This is a genomic window from Pseudomonas sp. H1_G08 (assembly GCF_054681355.1).
Map to the genome: position 1 here is coordinate 3981283 of NZ_CP162822.1, position 19809 is coordinate 4001091.

At 61.4% G+C, this 19809-nt stretch carries 19 protein-coding genes; 14 read left to right on the forward strand and 5 right to left on the reverse strand.

Annotated elements, in window-relative coordinates; all coding sequences use genetic code 11:
* Positions 1-375: 375 nt before the first annotated feature.
* From AB4N85_RS18065 to AB4N85_RS18080, 4 genes are all read left to right on the forward strand, one after another.
* Positions 376-1173: a hydroxymethylpyrimidine/phosphomethylpyrimidine kinase gene (locus AB4N85_RS18065; RefSeq protein ID WP_073475650.1), complete on the forward strand. Its 798-nt coding sequence runs from the start codon at positions 376-378 to the stop codon at positions 1171-1173.
* A gap of 18 nt (positions 1174-1191) precedes the next feature.
* A complete protein-coding gene (gene thiE / locus AB4N85_RS18070; protein ID WP_056790629.1) occupies positions 1192-1815 on the forward strand; it encodes a thiamine phosphate synthase in 624 nt (207 codons plus the stop codon).
* Positions 1816-1830: 15 nt separating this feature from the next.
* Positions 1831-3114 (forward strand): glutamate-1-semialdehyde 2,1-aminomutase, encoded by a 1284-nt coding sequence (hemL, locus tag AB4N85_RS18075; protein ID WP_252868340.1) that lies wholly within the window; start codon positions 1831-1833, stop codon positions 3112-3114.
* 224 nt (positions 3115-3338) lie between these two features.
* The gene (locus AB4N85_RS18080) at positions 3339-3893 is read left to right on the forward strand and encodes a tetratricopeptide repeat protein (RefSeq protein WP_041477733.1); all 555 of its coding nucleotides are present in this window, start codon (positions 3339-3341) and stop codon (positions 3891-3893) included.
* A gap of 124 nt (positions 3894-4017) precedes the next feature.
* On the opposite strand, the gene AB4N85_RS18085 is transcribed toward AB4N85_RS18080, so the two are convergent.
* Entirely contained in the window at positions 4018-4347 is a 330-nt protein-coding gene (locus AB4N85_RS18085; protein WP_016773045.1) for a DUF1820 family protein, read from the reverse strand.
* Positions 4348-4479: 132 nt separating this feature from the next.
* Here AB4N85_RS18085 and miaB point away from each other — a divergent pair, with 132 nt between their 5' ends.
* The 5 genes from miaB (at position 4480) to lnt (ending at position 9954) form a co-directional block, all read left to right on the forward strand.
* The gene (gene miaB, locus AB4N85_RS18090) at positions 4480-5808 is read left to right on the forward strand and encodes a tRNA (N6-isopentenyl adenosine(37)-C2)-methylthiotransferase MiaB (protein ID WP_041477732.1); all 1329 of its coding nucleotides are present in this window, start codon (positions 4480-4482) and stop codon (positions 5806-5808) included.
* Between the two features lie 283 nt (positions 5809-6091).
* A complete protein-coding gene (locus AB4N85_RS18095; RefSeq protein ID WP_016773043.1) occupies positions 6092-7084 on the forward strand; it encodes a PhoH family protein in 993 nt (330 codons plus the stop codon).
* Positions 7077-7571, forward strand: a complete 495-nt coding sequence (gene ybeY, locus AB4N85_RS18100) for an rRNA maturation RNase YbeY (protein WP_252868341.1) — start codon at positions 7077-7079, stop codon at positions 7569-7571. The genes AB4N85_RS18095 and ybeY overlap by 8 nt, the downstream gene beginning before the upstream one ends.
* A 5-nt stretch (positions 7572-7576) precedes the next feature.
* Entirely contained in the window at positions 7577-8416 is an 840-nt protein-coding gene (locus tag AB4N85_RS18105; protein ID WP_024014438.1) for an HlyC/CorC family transporter, read from the forward strand.
* A 14-nt stretch (positions 8417-8430) separates the two neighbouring features.
* Positions 8431-9954, forward strand: coding sequence for an apolipoprotein N-acyltransferase (gene lnt, locus AB4N85_RS18110; RefSeq protein WP_150638417.1), 1524 nt, complete (start codon positions 8431-8433; stop codon positions 9952-9954).
* A gap of 116 nt (positions 9955-10070) precedes the next feature.
* Here lnt and AB4N85_RS18115 read toward each other — a convergent pair whose 3' ends face one another.
* Together AB4N85_RS18115 and AB4N85_RS18120 are read right to left on the reverse strand one after the other, a co-directional pair.
* Complete coding sequence (locus AB4N85_RS18115; protein WP_150742306.1) at positions 10071-10832, reverse strand: YdcF family protein; 762 nt, start codon at positions 10830-10832, stop codon at positions 10071-10073.
* Positions 10833-10936: 104 nt separating this feature from the next.
* The gene (locus AB4N85_RS18120) at positions 10937-11260 is read right to left on the reverse strand and encodes a hypothetical protein (protein ID WP_024014441.1); all 324 of its coding nucleotides are present in this window, start codon (positions 11258-11260) and stop codon (positions 10937-10939) included.
* Positions 11261-11515: 255 nt separating this feature from the next.
* On the opposite strand from AB4N85_RS18120, the gene leuS reads away from it, so the two are divergent.
* The 5 genes from leuS to AB4N85_RS18145 all read left to right on the forward strand — a co-directional run bounded on the left by leuS (position 11516) and on the right by AB4N85_RS18145 (position 17624).
* Complete coding sequence (leuS, locus tag AB4N85_RS18125) at positions 11516-14122, forward strand: leucine--tRNA ligase (RefSeq protein WP_041477728.1); 2607 nt, start codon at positions 11516-11518, stop codon at positions 14120-14122.
* An 88-nt stretch (positions 14123-14210) separates the two neighbouring features.
* On the forward strand, positions 14211-14816 hold the full coding sequence (locus tag AB4N85_RS18130; protein WP_252868342.1) for an LPS-assembly lipoprotein LptE: 606 nt from the start codon (positions 14211-14213) through the stop codon (positions 14814-14816).
* Between the two features lie 39 nt (positions 14817-14855).
* On the forward strand, positions 14856-15893 hold the full coding sequence (gene holA, locus AB4N85_RS18135; protein ID WP_041477726.1) for a DNA polymerase III subunit delta: 1038 nt from the start codon (positions 14856-14858) through the stop codon (positions 15891-15893).
* Between the two features lie 182 nt (positions 15894-16075).
* Complete coding sequence (gene arfA / locus AB4N85_RS18140) at positions 16076-16240, forward strand: alternative ribosome rescue factor ArfA (RefSeq protein WP_016773035.1); 165 nt, start codon at positions 16076-16078, stop codon at positions 16238-16240.
* 61 nt (positions 16241-16301) lie between these two features.
* Positions 16302-17624 carry a lytic murein transglycosylase gene (locus AB4N85_RS18145; protein ID WP_056790645.1) on the forward strand — a complete coding sequence of 441 codons (1323 nt, stop codon included), beginning with the start codon at positions 16302-16304 and terminating at the stop codon, positions 17622-17624.
* A 96-nt stretch (positions 17625-17720) separates the two neighbouring features.
* Here AB4N85_RS18145 and AB4N85_RS18150 read toward each other — a convergent pair whose 3' ends face one another.
* On the reverse strand, positions 17721-18668 hold the full coding sequence (locus tag AB4N85_RS18150) for a S66 peptidase family protein (RefSeq protein WP_252868343.1): 948 nt from the start codon (positions 18666-18668) through the stop codon (positions 17721-17723).
* Positions 18669-18800: 132 nt separating this feature from the next.
* Positions 18801-19799 (reverse strand): lipoyl synthase, encoded by a 999-nt coding sequence (gene lipA, locus AB4N85_RS18155; RefSeq protein ID WP_160768663.1) that lies wholly within the window; start codon positions 19797-19799, stop codon positions 18801-18803.
* Positions 19800-19809: the final 10 nt, after the last annotated feature.

Sequence of the window (19809 nt, forward strand, 5' to 3'; positions counted from 1 at the left end):
AGCATAGCCGTTGATGGCCATTGAGCACCATGGAAATTTTTCCTACAACGGCTCTAGAACGGGCGTTCCAGGGCAAAGCACCGAGATAGAGCTGTTGGGTTGGTCAACTCGCGACGACAGCCTCCTTGATAGATGACCAATTGTGGCGAGGGGATTTATCCCCGTTCGGCTGCGAAGCAGTCGCCAGTCCATCCAGCGAGATGTGTCAGAAAGAACCGGATTGCAGGGTTTGGGGCCGCTTCGCAGCCCAACGGGGATAAATCCCCTCGCCACAAATGTGCTCCAAATAAAGACTGCGGGGTTGTCCGACAATCTGCTCGCAAACACCGTGAGTACTGAACCCCAAAATCAGCTTTGGTGGTAAGCTCGCGCACCATGAATATCTACAGCTCCCGCCCCGTTGTCCTCTGTCTCTCCGGCCACGACCCCAGTGGTGGCGCCGGCTTGCAGGCAGATATCGAAGCCTTGCTCGCGCAGGGTTGCCATGCGGCTCCGGCCGTCACCGCCCTGACCGTGCAAGACACCGTCAACGTCACTGACTTCCGCGTCCTCGACCGTGAATGGGTACTGGCCCAGGCCAACGCCGTGCTCAACGACTCCGAAGTCGCCGCAGTGAAACTGGGCATGCTCGGTTCGCTGGAGATGGTCGACACGGTCGTCGAACTGCTCTCGGCGCACCCGCACCTGCCGGTGGTCTGCGACCCGGTGCTGCGTGCCGGCGGGGGCGGACGCCTGGGCAAAGACGAGGTCGGCTATGCGATGCGCCAGCGTCTGCTGCCGCTGTCGATCATTGCCACGCCCAATCTTCCTGAAGCGCGCATCCTTGCCGAACTGCCCGAAGGAACGGCCGACGAGTGCGCGGAAAAACTCCTGCCATTCGTCAAAAACCTGCTGATCACCGGCGGCCATGGCGACGAAACTGAAATCCACAACCGCGTGTACAGCCGCGACGGCCTGCGTGAAACCTTTATCTGCCAGCGCCTGCCAGGCAGCTATCACGGCTCCGGTTGTACGCTGGCCAGCGCCCTCGCCGGTCGCCTGGCTCAGGGCGAACACCTGGCCAGTGCCGTGCGCAGTGCGCTGGATTACACCTGGCGCACTTTGCGCGATGCCGAACAACTGGGCAAAGGCCAGTTCGTGCCGCGTCGCCTGCCGCTGGATTTCTGCTCGTAACGTCGTGAGGTCTGCCCGATGAAACTACGTGGCCTGTATGCCATTACCGACAGCCAGTTGCTGGCCGGCAAGTTTCTGTCTTACGTGGAGGCGGCGCTCGACGGCGGCGTCACCCTGCTGCAATACCGCGACAAGAGCAGCGACGAGGCCCGCCGTCTGCGCGAGGCCGAAACGCTGCGCAACTTGTGCGAACGCTACAAGACGCAGTTGATCATCAACGACGACGCCGAATTGGCAGCGCGCCTCAACGTTGGCGTGCACTTGGGCCAGACCGACGGCCCGCTGTCGCCGACCCGCGCCCTGCTCGGTTCGAAAGCGATCATCGGTTCGACCTGCCACGGGCAAATCGCTCTGGCCGAACAGGCTGCCAAAGAAGGTGCGAGTTATGTCGCCTTCGGCCGCTTCTTCAATTCCACCACCAAACCCGGTGCGCCGAGTTGCAGCCTCGACTTGCTCGACGAAGCCAAGCGCACGCTGCACTTGCCGATCTGCGCGATCGGCGGCATCACCCTCGATAACGCCGCGCCACTGGTCGAGCACGGTGTCGATCTGCTCGCCGTGATCCACGGTTTGTTCGGCGCCGAGAGCAGCGCCGAAGTGACCCGCCGCGCCCGCGCCTTCAACGAACTTCTGAAAATCTGATTTGAGAGCCCGATCATGTCTCGTTCCGAAACCCTGTTTGCCAATGCTCAGAAACACATCCCCGGCGGCGTTAACTCGCCGGTGCGCGCGTTCAAGAGCGTTGGCGGCACCCCGCTGTTCTTCAAACACGCCGAAGGCGCTTACGTCACCGACGAAGATGACAAGCGTTATGTCGATTACGTGGGTTCGTGGGGGCCGATGATCCTTGGCCACAGCCATCCGGACGTGCTCGACGCGGTGCGCAATCAGCTGCAACACGGCCTGTCCTACGGCGCACCGACGTCGATGGAAACCGAGATGGCCGATCTGGTCTGCTCGCTGGTGCCGTCGATGGAGATGGTGCGCATGGTCAGCTCCGGCACCGAAGCGACCATGAGCGCGATCCGACTGGCCCGTGGTTACACCGGTCGCGACAGCATCATCAAGTTCGAAGGCTGCTACCACGGCCACTCCGACAGCCTGCTGGTCAAGGCCGGTTCCGGCGCTCTGACCCAGGGCGTACCGAGCTCGGCCGGCGTGCCGGCAGCGTTCGCCAAACACACCCTGACCCTGCCGTTCAACGACATCGACGCGGTTGAAGCGATGCTCGCCGAAGTGGGCGAAGAGGTGGCGTGCATCATCGTCGAACCGGTCGCCGGCAACATGAACTGCGTGCCGCCAGCGCCGGGCTTCCTCGAAGGTTTGCGTTCGCTGTGCGACAAGCATGGTGTGGTGCTGATTTTCGACGAAGTGATGACCGGTTTCCGCGTCGCCCTCGGCGGTGCCCAGGCGCACTACGGCGTGACGCCGGACCTGACCACGTTCGGCAAGATCATCGGCGGCGGCATGCCGGTGGGCTGCTTCGGTGGCAAACGCGAGATCATGCAGCGCATCGCCCCGCTCGGTCCGGTGTATCAGGCAGGTACGTTGTCGGGTAATCCGCTGGCGATGGCTGCCGGCCTGACGACCTTGCGTCTGATCAGCCGCCCGGGTTTCCACGCCGAATTGACCCACTACACCGCGCGCATGCTCGACGGTCTGCAACAGCGTGCCGATGCTGCGGGCATCCCGTTCGTGACCACCCAGGCCGGCGGCATGTTCGGTCTGTACTTCAGCGGCGCCGATGACATCGTCACCTTCGACGACGTGATGGCCAGCGATGCAGCAATGTTCGGTCGCTTCTTCCACCTGATGCTGGAAGGTGGCGTGTACCTGGCGCCGAGCGCTTTCGAAGCCGGTTTCACCTCGATCGCCCATGGCGAAGCCGAGCTGCAACTGACGCTGGACGCCGCCGAGCGCGCTTTCGCCGCATTGAAATAATCGCCGTACCGCTGACGTTGGCTATGGCCAGCGTCAGCTTTCGCCTACATCCGCTCGGTTTTTCCGACATGCCTGCGAAAATCCTGCCCGAATCGGGCGATATATTCCCCACGCAGCAGAAAAACGAGTAAAGACTTTGTAAGGTTGGCCCTGCTTATTTCATAATGCGCGCTTATTGGATCCCTCGACGGGTCCGCGTGCCCTTCAGAGGTAAGTCGATTCCCATGAACCGCACCGGCCGCACCCTTGCATTGGGCTGCCTGTTGCTCCTTCAGCCCCTGCTCGCGCATGCACAAGCAGGCGGCAACTCGTTGTTGATCCCGGCGATGGGTCGTTGCACCCTCAATACTCAGCCGCAAGATGTCACGCAGGCACTGGCCGCCTGCCAGAAAGCGGCGGACGAAGGGGACGCGCAAGCGCAATACGAGTTGGGTGAGTTCTACTACGACGGCAAGAACGCGCCGCGCGACCTCAATCAAGCCCTGAGCTATTTCGAAAAGGCCTCGTTGCAAGGCCACGCCCAGGCGCAATACAAGCTCGGCAGCATGTTCTTCCACGGTGAAGGTGTGCAGGCCAACAATATCCAGGCCTACATCGTGCTGAAGATGGCAGCGGTCAACGGTGCCGAAGAGGCGCTGGACACGGCCGACGAAGTCTCGGAAAAGATGTCCCGCGAAGATCTCGAAACCGCCACTCAGGTGCTCGGGCAGATTTTCCGCAAATACCTGATGGAACTGCAGAACGCCGATGGGCGTACGCCGTTTTCACCTCTTCCCTGATTTTTGCGCCGACCATTCTGGCCTCTTCGCGAGCAGGCTCGCTCCCACAGAGGATCTTCTGAACACTGGAGATCTACTGTGGGAGCGAGCCTGCTCGCGAATGGGGGCTACGCGGTCTTGAAGCTTACTTTTCAGGCATCGGCATCGGAAACGGCATGACATTGCCGACCGCGCCCCGGGCCTCGCTGATTTTCGGCGTGCCCAGACGTTCCACTTCATCGATGCGCACGATCGAATGCATCGGCACAAAGCTGCGCACCACGCCTTCGAACTGCGCCTTGAGCTTTTCTTCGCTCGGATCGACGACCATTTGCGTACGCTCGCCAAAGACGAATTCTTCAACTTCCAGGAAACCCCACAGATCACTTTGATAGATCTGCTTGGCGTACATTTCGAACACCTGGCCCTGGTTGAGGAAAATCACCTTGTAGATTGGAGCTTCGCGTTTGGTCATGGCGGGCGGATAACATCGGGGTAAAAATGAGGGCGCGAACTATAGCATAGCCACCGGACGCACAGCGGTAGGAACCTGACGGCTTGTTCCCTATAATGCGCGGTTCTTTGAATCACGTGACGACCCGAATCCATGGCCAAGAAGCTTTACATCGAAACCCACGGTTGCCAGATGAACGAGTACGACAGCTCGCGCATGGTCGATCTGCTGGGCGAACATCAGGCCCTGGAAGTCACCGCTCGCGCGGAAGACGCCGACGTGATTCTGCTCAACACCTGCTCGATCCGCGAACGCGCCCAGGACCGCGTGTATTCGCAGCTCGGCCGCTGGCGCGAACTGAAGCTGGCCAACCCGGACATGGTCATCGCTGTCGGCGGTTGCGTGGCCAGTCAGGAAGGCGCGGCGATCCGCGATCGCGCTCCCTACGTTGACGTGGTGTTCGGCCCGCAGACCCTGCACCGTCTGCCGGAAATGATCGACGCCGCGCGCAGCAGCAAGCTGCCGCAAGTCGACGTCTCGTTCCCGGAAATCGAAAAATTCGACCACCTGCCCGAGCCGCGTATCGACGGCCCGAGCGCTTATGTGTCAGTGATGGAAGGTTGCAGCAAGTACTGCACGTTCTGCGTGGTGCCGTATACCCGTGGTGAAGAAGTCAGCCGGCCGTTCGACGACGTGATCGCGGAAATCATTCACCTTGCCGAACACGGCGTGCGTGAAGTGACCTTGCTCGGGCAGAACGTCAACGGCTATCGCGGCCAGACACACGACGGTCGCCTGGCCGATCTGGCCGAACTGATCCGCGTGGTCGCCGCTGTCGATGGCATCGACCGCATCCGCTACACCACGTCGCACCCGCTGGAGTTCTCCGACAGCCTGATCCAGGCCCACGCCGAAGTGCCGGAACTGGTCAAGCACTTGCACTTGCCGGTGCAGTCGGGCTCCGACCGGATTCTCGCGGCGATGAAGCGCAACCACACGGCGCTGGAGTACAAATCCAAGCTGCGCAAATTGCGCGCTGCCGTGCCGGGGATCTGCATCAGTTCGGACTTCATCGTCGGCTTCCCCGGTGAAACCGAGAAAGACTTCGAACAGACCATGAAGCTGATTGCCGATGTCGGCTTCGATTTCTCCTACTCGTTCGTCTACAGCCAGCGCCCGGGCACGCCCGCTGCCGATCTGGCAGATGACACGCCGGAAGAATTGAAGAAAGAACGTCTGAACGCGCTGCAACATCGTCTGAATCAGCAGGGCTTCGAGATCAGCCGACAAATGGTCGGCTCGATCCAGCGCATTCTGGTGACCGATTATTCGAAGAAAGACCCGGGCGAGCTCCAGGGCCGCACCGAGAATAATCGTATCGTCAACTTCCGCTGCGACAATCCCACCCTGATCGGCCAGTTCGCCGATGTGCACATCGACGCCGCGCAACCGCACTCGCTGCGTGGTTCGCTGGTTCAATAACACCATCGCATTGTGGATGGGGCTTCTGTGGTGAGGGGATTTATCCCCGATGGTTGGCGCAGCCGACCCAAAACCTGCAATCCGGGTGATCTGATACACCTCTGATAATGGTTTCAGGGCCGCTTCGCGCCCCATCGGGGATAAATCCCCTCACCACAAATGACCCCGCCAGCCACAGAGAATGGGTTCGAAAGCAGCGTCGATATTTAAGAGCTTTCGCACCCAGGCCACTGGCGTTATCCTTGATTTCATCCTAATTGCCCCAGGGCGGCTAAATACGACCTTGAACGCACCCATCGAACCACATCGTTTTCTCCTCGAGCCTTTTGAGGCTCGCCGCTTCGCCAATCTGTGCGGGCAATTCGACGAGCATTTGCGCTTGATCGAACAGCGCCTGGCCATCGAGATCCGCAATCGCGGAAACCAGTTCGAGTTGATAGGCGATCCAAAACTCACCACGTCCGCGGAAAACCTGCTGCGCCGCCTGTACCGGGAAACCAAGGGTACCGAGCTGTCGCCAGACCTGGTGCACCTGTTCATTCAGGAATCAGCAGATATCGACAACCCGGCCCCTGCCGAAGCGACCGTCGCCCTGCGCACCAAGAAAGGCATGATTCGCCCACGCGGCTTGAATCAGCAGCGCTACGTGAAGGAAATCCTCGGCAACGACATCAACTTCGGCATCGGCCCGGCCGGTACCGGCAAGACCTACTTGGCCGTGGCCTGCGCGGTTGACGCACTGGAGCGCGAGCAGATCCGCCGCATCCTGCTGGTGCGTCCGGCAGTCGAAGCGGGAGAAAAGCTCGGCTTCCTGCCCGGCGACCTGTCGCAGAAGATCGACCCGTACCTGCGCCCGCTCTACGACGCGCTGTACGAAATGCTCGGTTTCGAATACGTCGCCAAGCTGATCGAGAAACAGGTGATCGAAGTCGCGCCGCTGGCCTACATGCGCGGTCGTACGCTGAACAACAGCTTCATCATTCTCGACGAAAGCCAGAACACCACCGTCGAGCAGATGAAGATGTTCCTCACGCGCATCGGCTTCGGCTCCACCGCCGTGATCACCGGTGACATCACCCAGGTCGACCTGCCGCGCGGCACCAAGTCCGGGCTGCACCATGTGATCGAAGTGCTCAAAGACGTGCCGGGCATCAGCTTCACCCACTTCCAGCCCAAGGACGTCGTGCGCCACCCGTTGGTGCAGCGGATTGTCGAGGCCTACGAGCGCTTCGAAACCCGTGCCGAAGCCGCGAAGGAAGCCTCGCGCGATGCTTGAGCTGGATCTGCAAATCGCCACTGAGGCCAGCGCGCCGAGTGAAGCCGAGTTCCGCCAGTGGTGCGAACTGGCCCTGCGCCAGCGCACCGCTGATTCGGAAATGACCATTCGTCTGGTCGACGAGGAAGAAGGCCGCGAGCTCAATCACACCTGGCGCCACAAGGACTACGCGACCAACGTGTTGTCGTTCCCGGCGGAAGTGCCTGACGAGTTTCTCGATATCCCGCTGCTCGGCGATCTGGTCATCTGCGTGGCCGTGGTCGAACGCGAAGCCGCCGAGCAGGGCAAGGAACTAAAGGCGCACTGGGCACATCTGGTCATTCACGGCTGCTTGCATCTGCTGGGTTACGACCATATAGATGACGACGAAGCCGAAGAAATGGAAGCGCTGGAACGCGAGTTGCTTGCTGAACTGGGCTATCCCGATCCGTACGCGGACGACGAAACCGAACACTCCCCCATCGTTACAACAAAGGATTCAGAGTAATCGCTATGAGCGAAGATCGATCGAGCAACGGGCAGAAGTCATGGCTGGGTAAACTGACCCAGGCTTTTGCCCACGAGCCGAAGAACCGTCAGGAGCTCCTCGAGCTGCTGCGTGATGCACATCAGAACAAACTGCTGGACAGCGAAGCGCTGGCCATCGTCGAAGGCGCCATCCAGGTGGCTGACCTGCAAGTGCGCGACATCATGGTGCCGCGCTCGCAGATGGTCAGCATCAAGGCGACCCAGACACCCCGCGAATTCCTCCCCGCCGTGGTCGACTCGGCCCACTCGCGCTATCCGGTCATCGGCGAAAGCCATGACGACGTGATGGGCGTGCTGCTGGCCAAGGATCTGCTGCCGCTGATCCTCAAGGAGAACGGCGACAGCTTCAACATCAAGGACCTGCTGCGCCCGGCCACCTTCGTGCCGGAGTCCAAGCGTCTGAACGTGTTGCTGCGTGAGTTTCGCGCCAACCACAACCACATGGCCATCGTCATCGACGAATACGGCGGTGTGGCCGGTCTGGTGACCATCGAAGACGTGCTTGAGCAGATCGTCGGCGACATCGAGGACGAGCACGACGTCGAAGAAGACAGCTACATCAAGCCGCTGCCCAGCGGTGATTTCCTGATCAAGGCGCTGACGCCGATCGAGAACTTCAATGAGTTCTTCGACAGCGAGTTCTCCGACGACGAATTCGACACCGTCGGCGGCCTGGTGATGAGCGCGTTCGGGCACTTGCCAAAACGCAACGAAACCACTGAAATCGGCGCTTATCGTTTCCGCATCCTGAACGCCGACAGCCGCCGGATTCACTTGCTGCGACTGACGCCGATCGCTCGTTAATTCTAAGGACTGAAATGCGCTGGACAACCCGCCCCGGCTGGCCCGGTAACCTGCTGGCCGTGGCGGCCGGTGCAATCACCACATTCGCTCTCGCACCGTTCGACATCTGGCCGCTGGCATTGCTGGCGGTTGGTCTGTTCTATGCCGGTTTGCGTGAGCTGAGCCCGCGTCAGGCGCTCGGCCGTGGCTGGTGCTTCGGCTTCGGCCTGTTCGGTGCCGGCACCAGTTGGATCTATTACAGCATCCACCACTTTGGTGGCGCTTCGGTGTTGCTCGCCGGGTTCCTGATGCTGCTGTTCACCGCGGCGATTGCCTGGTTCTTCGCCCTGCCCGCGTGGCTGTGGGCACGCTGGTTGCGGCGTAACGAAGCACCGCTGGCGGATGCCTTGGCGTTTGCGGCGTTGTGGGTCGGCCAGGAAGCCTTTCGCGGCTGGTTCCTCACCGGTTTCCCATGGCTTTATTCCGGTTACAGCCAGCTCGACGGCCCGCTGGCCGGGCTCGCGCCGGTGGGCGGGATGTGGCTGGTCTCGTTTGTTCTGGCACTGACCGCAGCGCTGATCTACAACGCGCCGCGCTTGTTGCAGGCGCGCCGCAAGGGTTTTATCGCGGCCGGTGTGGTACTTCTGGCGGGGCCTTGGGTAGCAGGCATCGCCCTCAAAGGCCACGCGTGGACCAGCCCGTCAGGCGCACCGCTGACCGTGGCCGCAATTCAGGGCAACGTCGCGCAGAGCATGAAATGGGACCCGGCCGAACTCAACGCGCAACTGGCGCTGTACCGTGATCTGAGTTTCCGCTCCAAACCGGTCGATCTGCTGATCTGGCCGGAAACCGCCGTGCCGGTGTTGAAGGAGTCCGCCGAGGGCTACCTGACGATGATGGGCAACTTCGCCGCCGAGCGTAAGTCGGCGTTGATCACCGGCGTGCCGATCCGCCAGACCGTGCATCACGAACGGCGCTTCTTCAACGGCATCACCGTGGTCGGCGAAGGCGACGGCACTTACCTGAAGCAGAAACTGGTGCCGTTCGGCGAGTACGTGCCGTTGCAGGACGTGTTGCGCGGCTTGATCGCGTTCTTCGACCTGCCTATGTCGGACTTCGCCCGCGGCCCGTCGGATCAAGCGCTCTTGCAAGCCAAGGGTTACCAGATTGCACCGTTCATCTGCTACGAGGTGGTCTATCCGGAATTCGCCGCCGGGCTGTCGGCACGCAGCGACCTGCTGCTGACGATCAGCAACGACACCTGGTTCGGCACGTCGATCGGCCCGCTGCAGCATTTACAGATGGCGCAGATGCGCGCGCTGGAAGCCGGACGCTGGATGATCCGCGCGACCAACAACGGCGTTACTGGCCTGATCAACCCGTTCGGCCAGATCACCGAACAGATTCCGCAGTTCGAACAAGGTGTGCTGTACGGCGAAGTGGTACCGATGCACGACCTGACGCCGTATCTGCAATGGCGCTCGTGGCCGTTGATCGCGTTGTGCCTGCTGCTGTTTGGCTGGGCGCTGATGGCGAGCCGGATGTCGAAGACCCTCTGAGAAATATGACGAGGGGATTTATCCCCGCTGGAGTGCGCAGCAGTCCCCTCTTCTGAAGGTAAGAAAGGGGTCGCTACGCGCCCCATCGGGGATAAATCCCCTCGCCACAATGATCTTCAGCGGTAAAACAACGAATACCCCACCTGCCCCACCGCTTCATTGAGCAATTGCCCGCTCTGCCAGATCGACTTGAATTCCGGCAACCAGCCGCCAAACGGGCGAGCGTTATCCGTACCGAGGAACCCCACCGGTGCCGGCACCACCTCGAAACCCGCCTGCTCAAAGCTCCACACTGCACGCGGCATGTGCCACGCCTGCGTCACCACGACGACCCGCTTGATCCCCTGCGGCAAGAGGATATCTGCCGTCATCTTCGCGTTCTCCCATGTGGTGCGACTCTCGCCTTCCTGCCAGCGCACCGTTACGGCGAAATCATCACGCAACGAATCCGCCATCAATTTCGCTTCGGTCGGCGGCGTGCCGTAGTGCAGGCCGCCGCTGGTCAGAATCGGCAGGCCCGAGGCCTTGGCCAGGCGCGCCGCGTAACGCTGCCGCTCCAGTCCTATGCCGGTCGGCTGGTCTTCGCCCCAGGCGATGTCTCCACGCTCGCGCCCCGAGCCCAGCACCACAATCGCATCGGCACGTTGCGCCAAGGTCGTCCACTCTGACCGCGCCAGCGGCGGCTCACGTTCCAGCGCCTTGGCGCTCCACTGCACGACCACCGGCAGGCTCATCAGCAGCAGGCCACCAAAACCGACGGCAAAACACACGCCAGCCAGGCGTGGCCGCGAACGGCGCAGCCACCAGGCGACCAGCAACAGCAGCAAAAGAATGCCGGGCGGCAATAAAAGTTGTTTGATGAAATAGCGAAAGGGCATCGGGCATCTCCAAAGATGCCCGAAGCCTAAAAGTGTTGATTACGCGTTACAACCATTAGGCGGGATCCTGTTGCAAAAGATCCGTTTCCTGACCTGCCATGCGCTTACTTGGCCTGCACAGAACGCACCTTGCCGGTGTCTCTGCGCGGCGCCTTGTCCTTGAGCCAGATGACCTTGGCCGAATGTGCTGCATCGAGTTGCTTCACTGCTTGAGACAGGCATCCCTGCGTTTCACGTTCACTGCGATCCAGATAGGCCTTGACCAGTTTGAACTCGGCGGGGCTCAAGCCACGCAATTCCAGTTCCAGGGGGCGCTCGTCGCGCAGCCGGTCAGCGGTTTTCACGGCGTCCAACGCCATGCCCAGACGATCGATCAACCTTTCATACAGCTCGGGTTTCGTTACGTTCTTTTTCCGTTGCTCCACCATCCCTCACCTCATTGAAGATAAGACTCACTCCCCAATTAGAGCTTAGCTTCACTGCACGAACCGGCTACACGCCGCGACCAACGGCCCTCGTCGCCCAAAAGCTCTGGCAAACAGCTGTAATCAGGGTTTCCCTCGGCCAAGCGCGGTCATGTATGCTACGGCGCTTCCTGTCATTCCACTTCCAGCGCACCCGGGCCATCCCGGATGCTGCCGTCGAAGAGGATTAGGCCACCCCTATCCAGTACAAAAGTAGCCATGCACGAACAATATCAGCCACGTGAGATCGAAGCCGCCGCCCAGTCGTTCTGGGATGAGCAAAAGTCCTTTGAAGTCAGTGAACAGCCAGGCAAGGAAACCTACTACTGCCTGTCGATGTTCCCTTACCCCAGCGGCAAGCTGCACATGGGCCACGTGCGCAACTACACCATTGGCGATGTGATCTCGCGCTACCAGCGCATGCAGGGCAAGAATGTTCTGCAGCCAATGGGCTGGGATGCGTTCGGCATGCCGGCGGAAAACGCCGCAATGAAAAACAACGTAGCGCCCGCCAAGTGGACCTACGAGAACATCGCCTACATGAAGTCGCAGCTGCGCAGCCTCGGCCTCGCGGTGGACTGGTCCCGTGAAGTGACCACCTGCAAGCCGGACTACTACCGCTGGGAACAATGGCTGTTCACGCGCCTGTTCGAAAAAGGCGTGATCTATCGCAAGAACGGCACCGTGAACTGGGACCCGGTCGACCAGACCGTTCTGGCCAACGAGCAAGTCATCGACGGCCGTGGCTGGCGCTCCGGCGCGCTGATCGAAAAGCGCGAAATCCCGATGTACTACTTCAAGATCACCGCTTACGCCGACGAGCTGCTGGAAAGTCTCGACGAACTGACTGGCTGGCCTGAACAGGTCAAGACCATGCAGCGCAACTGGATCGGCAAGTCCCGTGGCATGGAAGTGCAGTTCCCGTACAACGTCGATTCGATCGGCGAAGCCGGCACCCTGAAAGTCTTCACCACCCGTCCGGACACCCTGATGGGCGCGACCTACGTCGCCGTCGCTGCCGAGCACCCGCTGGCCACCCTGGCCGCGCAGAACAATCCCGAGCTGCAAGCGTTCATCGCTGAATGCAAGGGCGGCAGCGTTGCCGAAGCAGACGTCGCCACCCAGGAAAAGAAAGGCCTGCCGACCGGCCTGTTCGTCGAGCACCCGCTGACCGGCGAAAAGCTCCCGGTATGGGTCGCCAACTACGTGCTGATGCACTACGGCGACGGCGCGGTCATGGCGGTTCCGGCGCACGACGAGCGCGATTTCGAATTCGCTCACAAATACAACCTGCCGGTGAAATCGGTGGTGCGCACCAGCTCCGGTGACACCAACCCGGCGCCGTGGCAGGACGCCTATGGCGAGCACGGCACGCTGATCAACTCCGGCGAGTTTGACGGCCTCGACTTCGCCGGCGCGTTCGACGCCATGGAAGTGGCCCTGATCAAGAAACAACTGGGCGCCTCGCGCACCCAGTTCCGCCTGCGCGACTGGGGCATCAGCCGCCAGCGCTACTGGGGCTGCCCGATCCCGATCATCCATTGCGCCGCCTGCGGTGACGTGCCGGTGCCGGAAGACCAACTGCCGGTTGTGTTGCCGGAAGACGTGGTGCCGGACGGCGCCGGTTCGCCGCTGGCGCGCATGCCCGAGTTCTACGAATGCAGCTGCCCGAAATGCGGCGCGCCGGCCAAGCGTGAAACCGACACGATGGACACCTTCGTCGAGTCGTCGTGGTACTACGCCCGTTACGCCTCGCCGCATTTTGAAGGTGGCCTGGTAGAAAAATCCGCAGCCGATCACTGGCTGCCGGTGGATCAGTACATCGGTGGTATCGAACACGCCATTCTCCACCTGCTTTACGCGCGCTTCTTCCACAAGCTGATGCGTGACGAAGGTCTGGTCAGCTCCAATGAGCCGTTCAAGAACCTGCTGACCCAAGGCATGGTGATCGCCGAGACTTACTATCGTCGCGAAGCCAATGGCGCTTACACCTGGTTCAACCCGGCAGACGTGGAACTGGAGCGTGACAGCAAAGCCAAGGTGATTAGCGCCAAGCTGAAATCCGACGGCCTGCCGGTGGAAATCGGCGGTACCGAGAAGATGGCCAAGTCGAAGAACAACGGCGTCGACCCGCAGTCGATGATCGACCAGTTCGGCGCCGACACCTGCCGTCTGTTCATGATGTTCGCCTCGCCGCCTGACATGAGCGCGGAATGGTCCGATTCCGGCGTTGAAGGTTCGCACCGCTTCCTCAAGCGCGTCTGGCGTCTGGCGCAAGCTCACGTCACCCAGGGTTTGCCGGGCAAACTGGATATCGCCGCGCTGAGCGACGAGCAGAAAACCGTGCGTCGTGCGATTCACCTGGCGATCAAGCAGGCCAGCCATGACGTCGGCCAGAACCACAAATTCAACACCGCCATCGCCCAGGTAATGACGCTGATGAACGTGCTGGAAAAAGCCGCCCAAGGCACCGAACAGGACCGCGCGCTGCTGCACGAAGGTCTGGAAGCGGTGACCCTGCTGCTGGCGCCGATCACCCCGCACATCAGCCATGAACTGTGGAAGCAGTTGGGTCACGCCGATGCGGTGATCGATGCAGGCTGGCCGGCCGTGGACGAAAGTGCCTTGGTGCAGGACAACCTGACCCTGGTCATTCAGGTCAACGGCAAGCTGCGCGGGCAGATCGAAATGCCGGCCAGTGCCACTCGCGAAGAGATCGAAGCCGCCGCGCGCATCAACGAGAACGTGCTGCGTTTCGTCGATGGCCTGACCATTCGCAAAGTGATCGTGGTGCCGGGCAAACTGGTCAACATCGTCGCCAGCTAAATTGGATCGGGTGCCGGGCTCGCCTGGCACCCAGTAAAACCTTTCGGGCCGCAGAGTCGGCTCACCTGGTTTCAAGGGGAGCAACACAATGATCAAACGCAATCTGCTGGTGATGGGCCTCGCCGTTCTGCTGAGCGCCTGCGGTTTCCAGTTGCGTGGTACCGGCACCAACGAACTGTCGATCAAGGAAATCGACCTGAGCGCGCGTAACGCTTATGGCGAAACCGTAAGACAGCTGCGTCAGACGCTGGAGTCCAGCGGCGTCAAGGTTTACAGCGGCGCGCCGTACAAGCTGTATCTGGCTGACGAGCAGGAAAGCCAGCGCATCCTCAGCTATGCCGGTGCCGGGCGCACAGGCGAGTATCAGGTCAACACTGTGCTGAGCTATGACATCCGCGGCGAGAAAGACCTGTCGCTGATCAGCGACAAGCTCGAAGTGCAGAAGGTGTTCATTCACGACGGCAACAACCTCGTCGGCTCCGATCAGGAAGCCAACGACGCCCGTCATGAAATCCGTCGCGAGCTGGTGCAACGCATGATGCTGCGCCTGTCGCAGCTGACCCCGGGCCAGTTGCAGCAACTGCAGCAAACCGCCAACGACCGCGCCAAGGCTGAAGCCGATGCGCTGGAAGCGGCGCAGAAGGCTGAGGCGGAAACTCCGCGTCAGTCGCCGCTCGAAATCCCGCAGCAGTAAGACGGCCGGGGCGCTCAGGCGCCCCGCTCGCCCTTCCTTATGAAGCTCGCTCCCGCGCAACTCGGCAAACACCTGCAAGGCGCACTTGCGCCGGTCTACATCATCAGCGGCGATGATCCGTTGCTGTGTCAGGAAGCCGCCGACGCCATCCGCACCGCTGCTCGCCAGCAAGGTTTCGACGAACGTCAGGTCTTCGCCGCCGACGCCAATTTCGATTGGGGTACGTTGCTGCAGGCCGGCGCAAGCATGTCGCTGTTCGCCGAAAAACGCCTGTTGGAACTGCGCCTGCCGTCCGGTAAGCCTGGCGATAAAGGCGCCGCCGCGCTGATCGAATACTGCTCGCGTCCTGCGGAAGACACGGTTCTGCTGATCAGCTTGCCGAAGCTCGATGGCAGCGCGCAGAAAACCAAGTGGGGCAAGGCACTGGTCGAAGGCCAGCAAACCCAGTTCGTGCAGATCTGGCCGGTGGATGCCAATCAGCTGCCGAGCTGGATTCGTCAGCGCCTGTCCCAGGCAGGTCTGTCGGCCAGTCAGGACGCCGTCGAATTGATTGCCGCGCGTGTCGAAGGCAACCTGCTCGCCGCCGCACAGGAAATCGAAAAGCTCAAGTTGATGGCCGAAGGTGGGCAGATCACCGTCGAAACCGTGCAGGCCGCCGTGGCCGACAGTGCCCGGTTTGACGTGTTCGGCCTGACCGACGCGGTGCTCAACGGCGAACCGGCGCACGCGTTGCGCATGCTTGAGGGCCTGCGCGGTGAAGGCGTCGAGCCGCCGGTGATCCTCTGGGCATTGGCGCGGGAGTTGCGCCTGCTGGCCAACATCTCCCTGCAATACAGCCAGGGCACGCCACTGGACAAATGCTTCAGCCAGTCGAAACCGCCGGTCTGGGACAAGCGCAAGCCGCTGATGAGCAAGGCGCTGCAACGTTACTCGGCGCAACGCTGGGCACAGTTGCTGCTCGAAGCGCAGCGCATCGATGCGCAGATCAAGGGCCAGGCGGCGGGTTCACCGTGGATGAGCCTGAGTCGGTTGGCGCTGTTGATGGCTGGCCAGCGATTGTCTTTGCCTGCCGAATAAGGCAGTCGACCGCGTAGCGTCCATTCGCGAGCAGGCTCGCTCCCACAGCTGACCGCGTACCAATGTGGGAGCGAGCCTGCTCGCGAAAGCGCCAGAATATTCCTACGCATGAGCTACTGGACAGATGCGCCACATCGGCAGATTATTCCCGGCGCAAAACCCACCACGCCGAGAGACCCCTCATGAGCAAAAAGCCAGCAAAGCATGGCCCCAACAAGGCCAAATCCATCGTCGCCCAGCCCTTGTTCCGCAGCCGCCAGGAACGACCAGCCAAGGGCAAAGGCAGCTACCGCCGCGAAGCCTTCCGGTCTGACAACCGGGAGGCTTTTTACTTTCTGGCCGCCTGAAGCGCACTACCCCTCGCTCATGTTAAGGTCTGCACCTGATTCGTTTCCCCTGGAACTGTGCATGCCCCCAAGTCTTTCCCGTCGTTGGCCCGTGCGCCAATTGATCGCTGCCTCCAGCTTCATTCTGCTTGTCGCCTGCGCGGAAAAACCCACCGCCGCCGATGCACAACCGCTTCAAGCCGCCCCGGTCACCACGGCCCCAGCGATCATTCCGCCGGTAGTGCCGTCCGCCGACCCGCTCGATATTCAACCGACCCAGACCTTTGCCGAATGGCAGGCGGGTTTCCGCAAGGACGCCCTCGCCGCCGGGATTCGCCCCGAGCTGTTCGATCAGGCATTTGCCAATATCAGCTTCGATGCCAGCGTGATTCGCGCCGACCGCAGTCAGCCGGAGTTTTCCCGGCCGGTGTGGGAATACCTCGACGGCGCACTGTCGCCGCTGCGCGTACGCAAAGGCCAGGCGTTGATCAACCAGTACGCCGACATTCTGCAAAGCATCGAGCAGCGCTATGGCGTTGATCGCCAGGCGCTGGTGTCGGTGTGGGGCATGGAAAGCAATTTCGGCCAGTTCCAGGGCAGCAAGTCGGTGATCAATTCGCTGGCCACACTCGCCTACGAGGGGCGTCGTCCGGGCTTCGCTCACGCGCAACTGATCGCCGCCCTGCAGATTCTGCAACAGGGCGATATCACCCCGGAGAAGATGCTCGGTTCCTGGGCCGGCGCGATGGGCCAGACCCAGTTCATTCCGACCACTTACAACACCCACGCCGTGGACTTTGACGGTGACGGCCGCCGCGACATCTGGGGCAGCCCGGCCGACGCGTTGGCTTCGACTGCGCATTACCTGCAAAGCTCGGGCTGGCAGCGTGGCCAGCCGTGGGGTTTCGAAGTGCAATTGCCGAGCGGCTTCAACTACACCCTGGCCGATGGCGCGATTCGCAAAAGCGTCGCCGAATGGCGGCAACTGGGTGTGAACCTGCCCAATGGTGCGCAGGTGCCAGCCGGTTCCGAACAACTGTCCGCTGCCCTGCTGCTGCCAGCCGGTTATCGCGGCCCGGCGTTCCTGATCCTCGACAACTTCCGGGCGATTCTCAAGTACAACAATTCGTCGTCGTATGCGCTGGCGGTGAGCCTGTTGTCCGAGCGTTTCGAAGGCGCGGGCCTGATCAATGGCAGTTGGCCCAAAGATGATCTGCCGCTGAGCCGCACCGAACGCATCGAACTGCAGACGCTATTGAGCGCGCGTAATTACGATGCCGGCACGGCGGACGGGATTATCGGCGCCAATACGCGCAAAGCGATTCGCAGTGCCCAGCAGGCACTGGGCTGGCCGGCGGATGGGTATCCGACGCACAAGTTGCTTGAGAGCCTGCGCAACCAATAGAGCAAATCAAAAGATCGCAGCCTTCGGCAGCTCCTACAGGACGATCATCAATCCCATGTAGGAGCTGCCGAAGGCTGCGATCTTTTGCCTCCCGAATTATCGGATGACCACATCCTGCTCCAGCAGCAACTCCTGCTTCCCTGCATCCAGGCGCACCAGCGCGCCCAACGGCAGTGTCAGGTTCGGGTCGCAATGGCCACTGCGCCAACCCGACAACACCGGAATTCGCAACGGCTCAAAGGTTTGCTTGAGCAGGCGATTCAGCGCGTCGACCTCCACTCCGGCGATATCACCGACCAGCACACCGCGCAGTCTGGCCAGCTTGCCGGCCAGACGCATCTGGGTCAGCAACCGATCAATCCGATACAGCGGCTCGTTGATGTCTTCGATAAACAGAATCACCCCTTCGACATCAATCTCGTAGGGCGTGCCGAGGGTTGCAGCAATCATCGCCAGATTGCCGCCAAGCAGCCGCCCGTGAGCGATGCCCGGTTCGACGGTTGATAACGGATAAGCCGCCGGATGGCTGAGCACACTCCCTGACTTCATTTGCCCGCGCAGCATGGCGAAGAATGAGGTGACGGTAGGCGGCTCTTTGGCGCCCAGCAGGTCGGCGTTGAGCAGCGGCCCGTGAAAGGTCACAAACCCGGCGTAGCGACTAATGGCCAGGTGCAGCGCGGTGATATCGCTGTAGCCGATAAAGGGTTTGGCGTGCCGGCTGAGCAGGTCGTAATCGATTCGGTCCAGCAGGCGCGGCGTGCCGTAGCCGCCGCGCAGGCAAATGATCGCGTCGACTTCAGGATCAGCGAATGCCGCGTGCAGATCGCGCAGGCGTACGTCGTCGGTGCCGGCCAGATAACCATCCTTCTCGTAGACACCGGAAAACACCTTCAGCCCATAGCCCCGCGCGCGCATCCATTGCAGCGCCTTCTCAGTGTCGAGAGTGCCGGGACCGGCAGGCGCGATGACACCGATCGTCCCCTCAGCGGGCAGTGCCGGTACGGGTCGGTGGGCAACGAGGGTGTGGCTTGGTCGAACGGTCATCCTTGGGCTCCAGCGGTAAAGTCATGCACACACAGTAGACAGCTGAAGAGGCAAACAAAAGCCCCTTGTCTCAGGCAAAAAAATGCCCGCCGAGGAACCGTCCTCGGCGGGCATTTTTACATCAGCAGTGAATCAGGAACCCAGCAGCTCGGCCTTGACCAGCTTCGCCTGCTCGTCGGCGTGGTACGAGGAACGTACCAGCGGGCCAGACGCAACGTTCTTGAAGCCCATCTTGTAACCTTCTTCGGCGAACCAGGCGAAGGTGTCCGGGTGCACGAAACGCTGCACCGGCAAGTGGCTGCGCGACGGTTGCAGGTATTGACCGAGGGTCAGCATGTCGATGTCGTGTTCGCGCATGCGCTTCATGACTTCGATGACTTCCTCGTCAGTCTCGCCCAGACCCAGCATCAGGCCGGATTTGGTCGGGATATGCGGCATCATCTGCTTGAAGCGTTGCAGCAGGGTCAGCGACCACTGATAGTCCGAACCCGGACGCGCAGCCTTGTACAGGCGTGGCACGGTTTCCAGGTTGTGGTTGAACACATCCGGCGGCTCGGCAGCGGTGATTTCCAGGGCGATGTCCATGCGGCCACGGTAGTCCGGGACCAGGGTCTCGAGCTGCACGTTCGGCGACAATTTGCGGATTTCGCGGATGCAGTCGGCGAAGTGCTGGGCACCGCCATCACGCAGGTCGTCGCGGTCCACCGAAGTGATCACCACGTACTTTAGCTTGAGGTCGGCGATGGCGATGGCCAGGCTTTCCGGCTCGTTGACGTCCAGTGGCTTCGGACGACCGTGGCCAACGTCGCAGAACGGGCAGCGACGGGTGCAGATGTCGCCCATGATCATGAAGGTCGCAGTACCGCCGGAGAAGCATTCGCCGAGGTTCGGGCAGGACGCTTCTTCGCAGACACTGTGCAGCTTGTGCTTGCGCAGCAGGCTCTTGATGCGGTCGACTTCCGGCGAAACCGGGATGCGCACGCGGATCCAGTCGGGTTTCTTCGGCAGTTCGGTAGTCGGGATGATCTTGACCGGGATGCGTGCAACCTTCTCGGCGCCGCGCAGCTTGACGCCGGCTTCAACCTTGGGACGCGGGGCCGGGCGCTCGGTCACGTCGAGCGTCGGGATCATGGTTTGCACT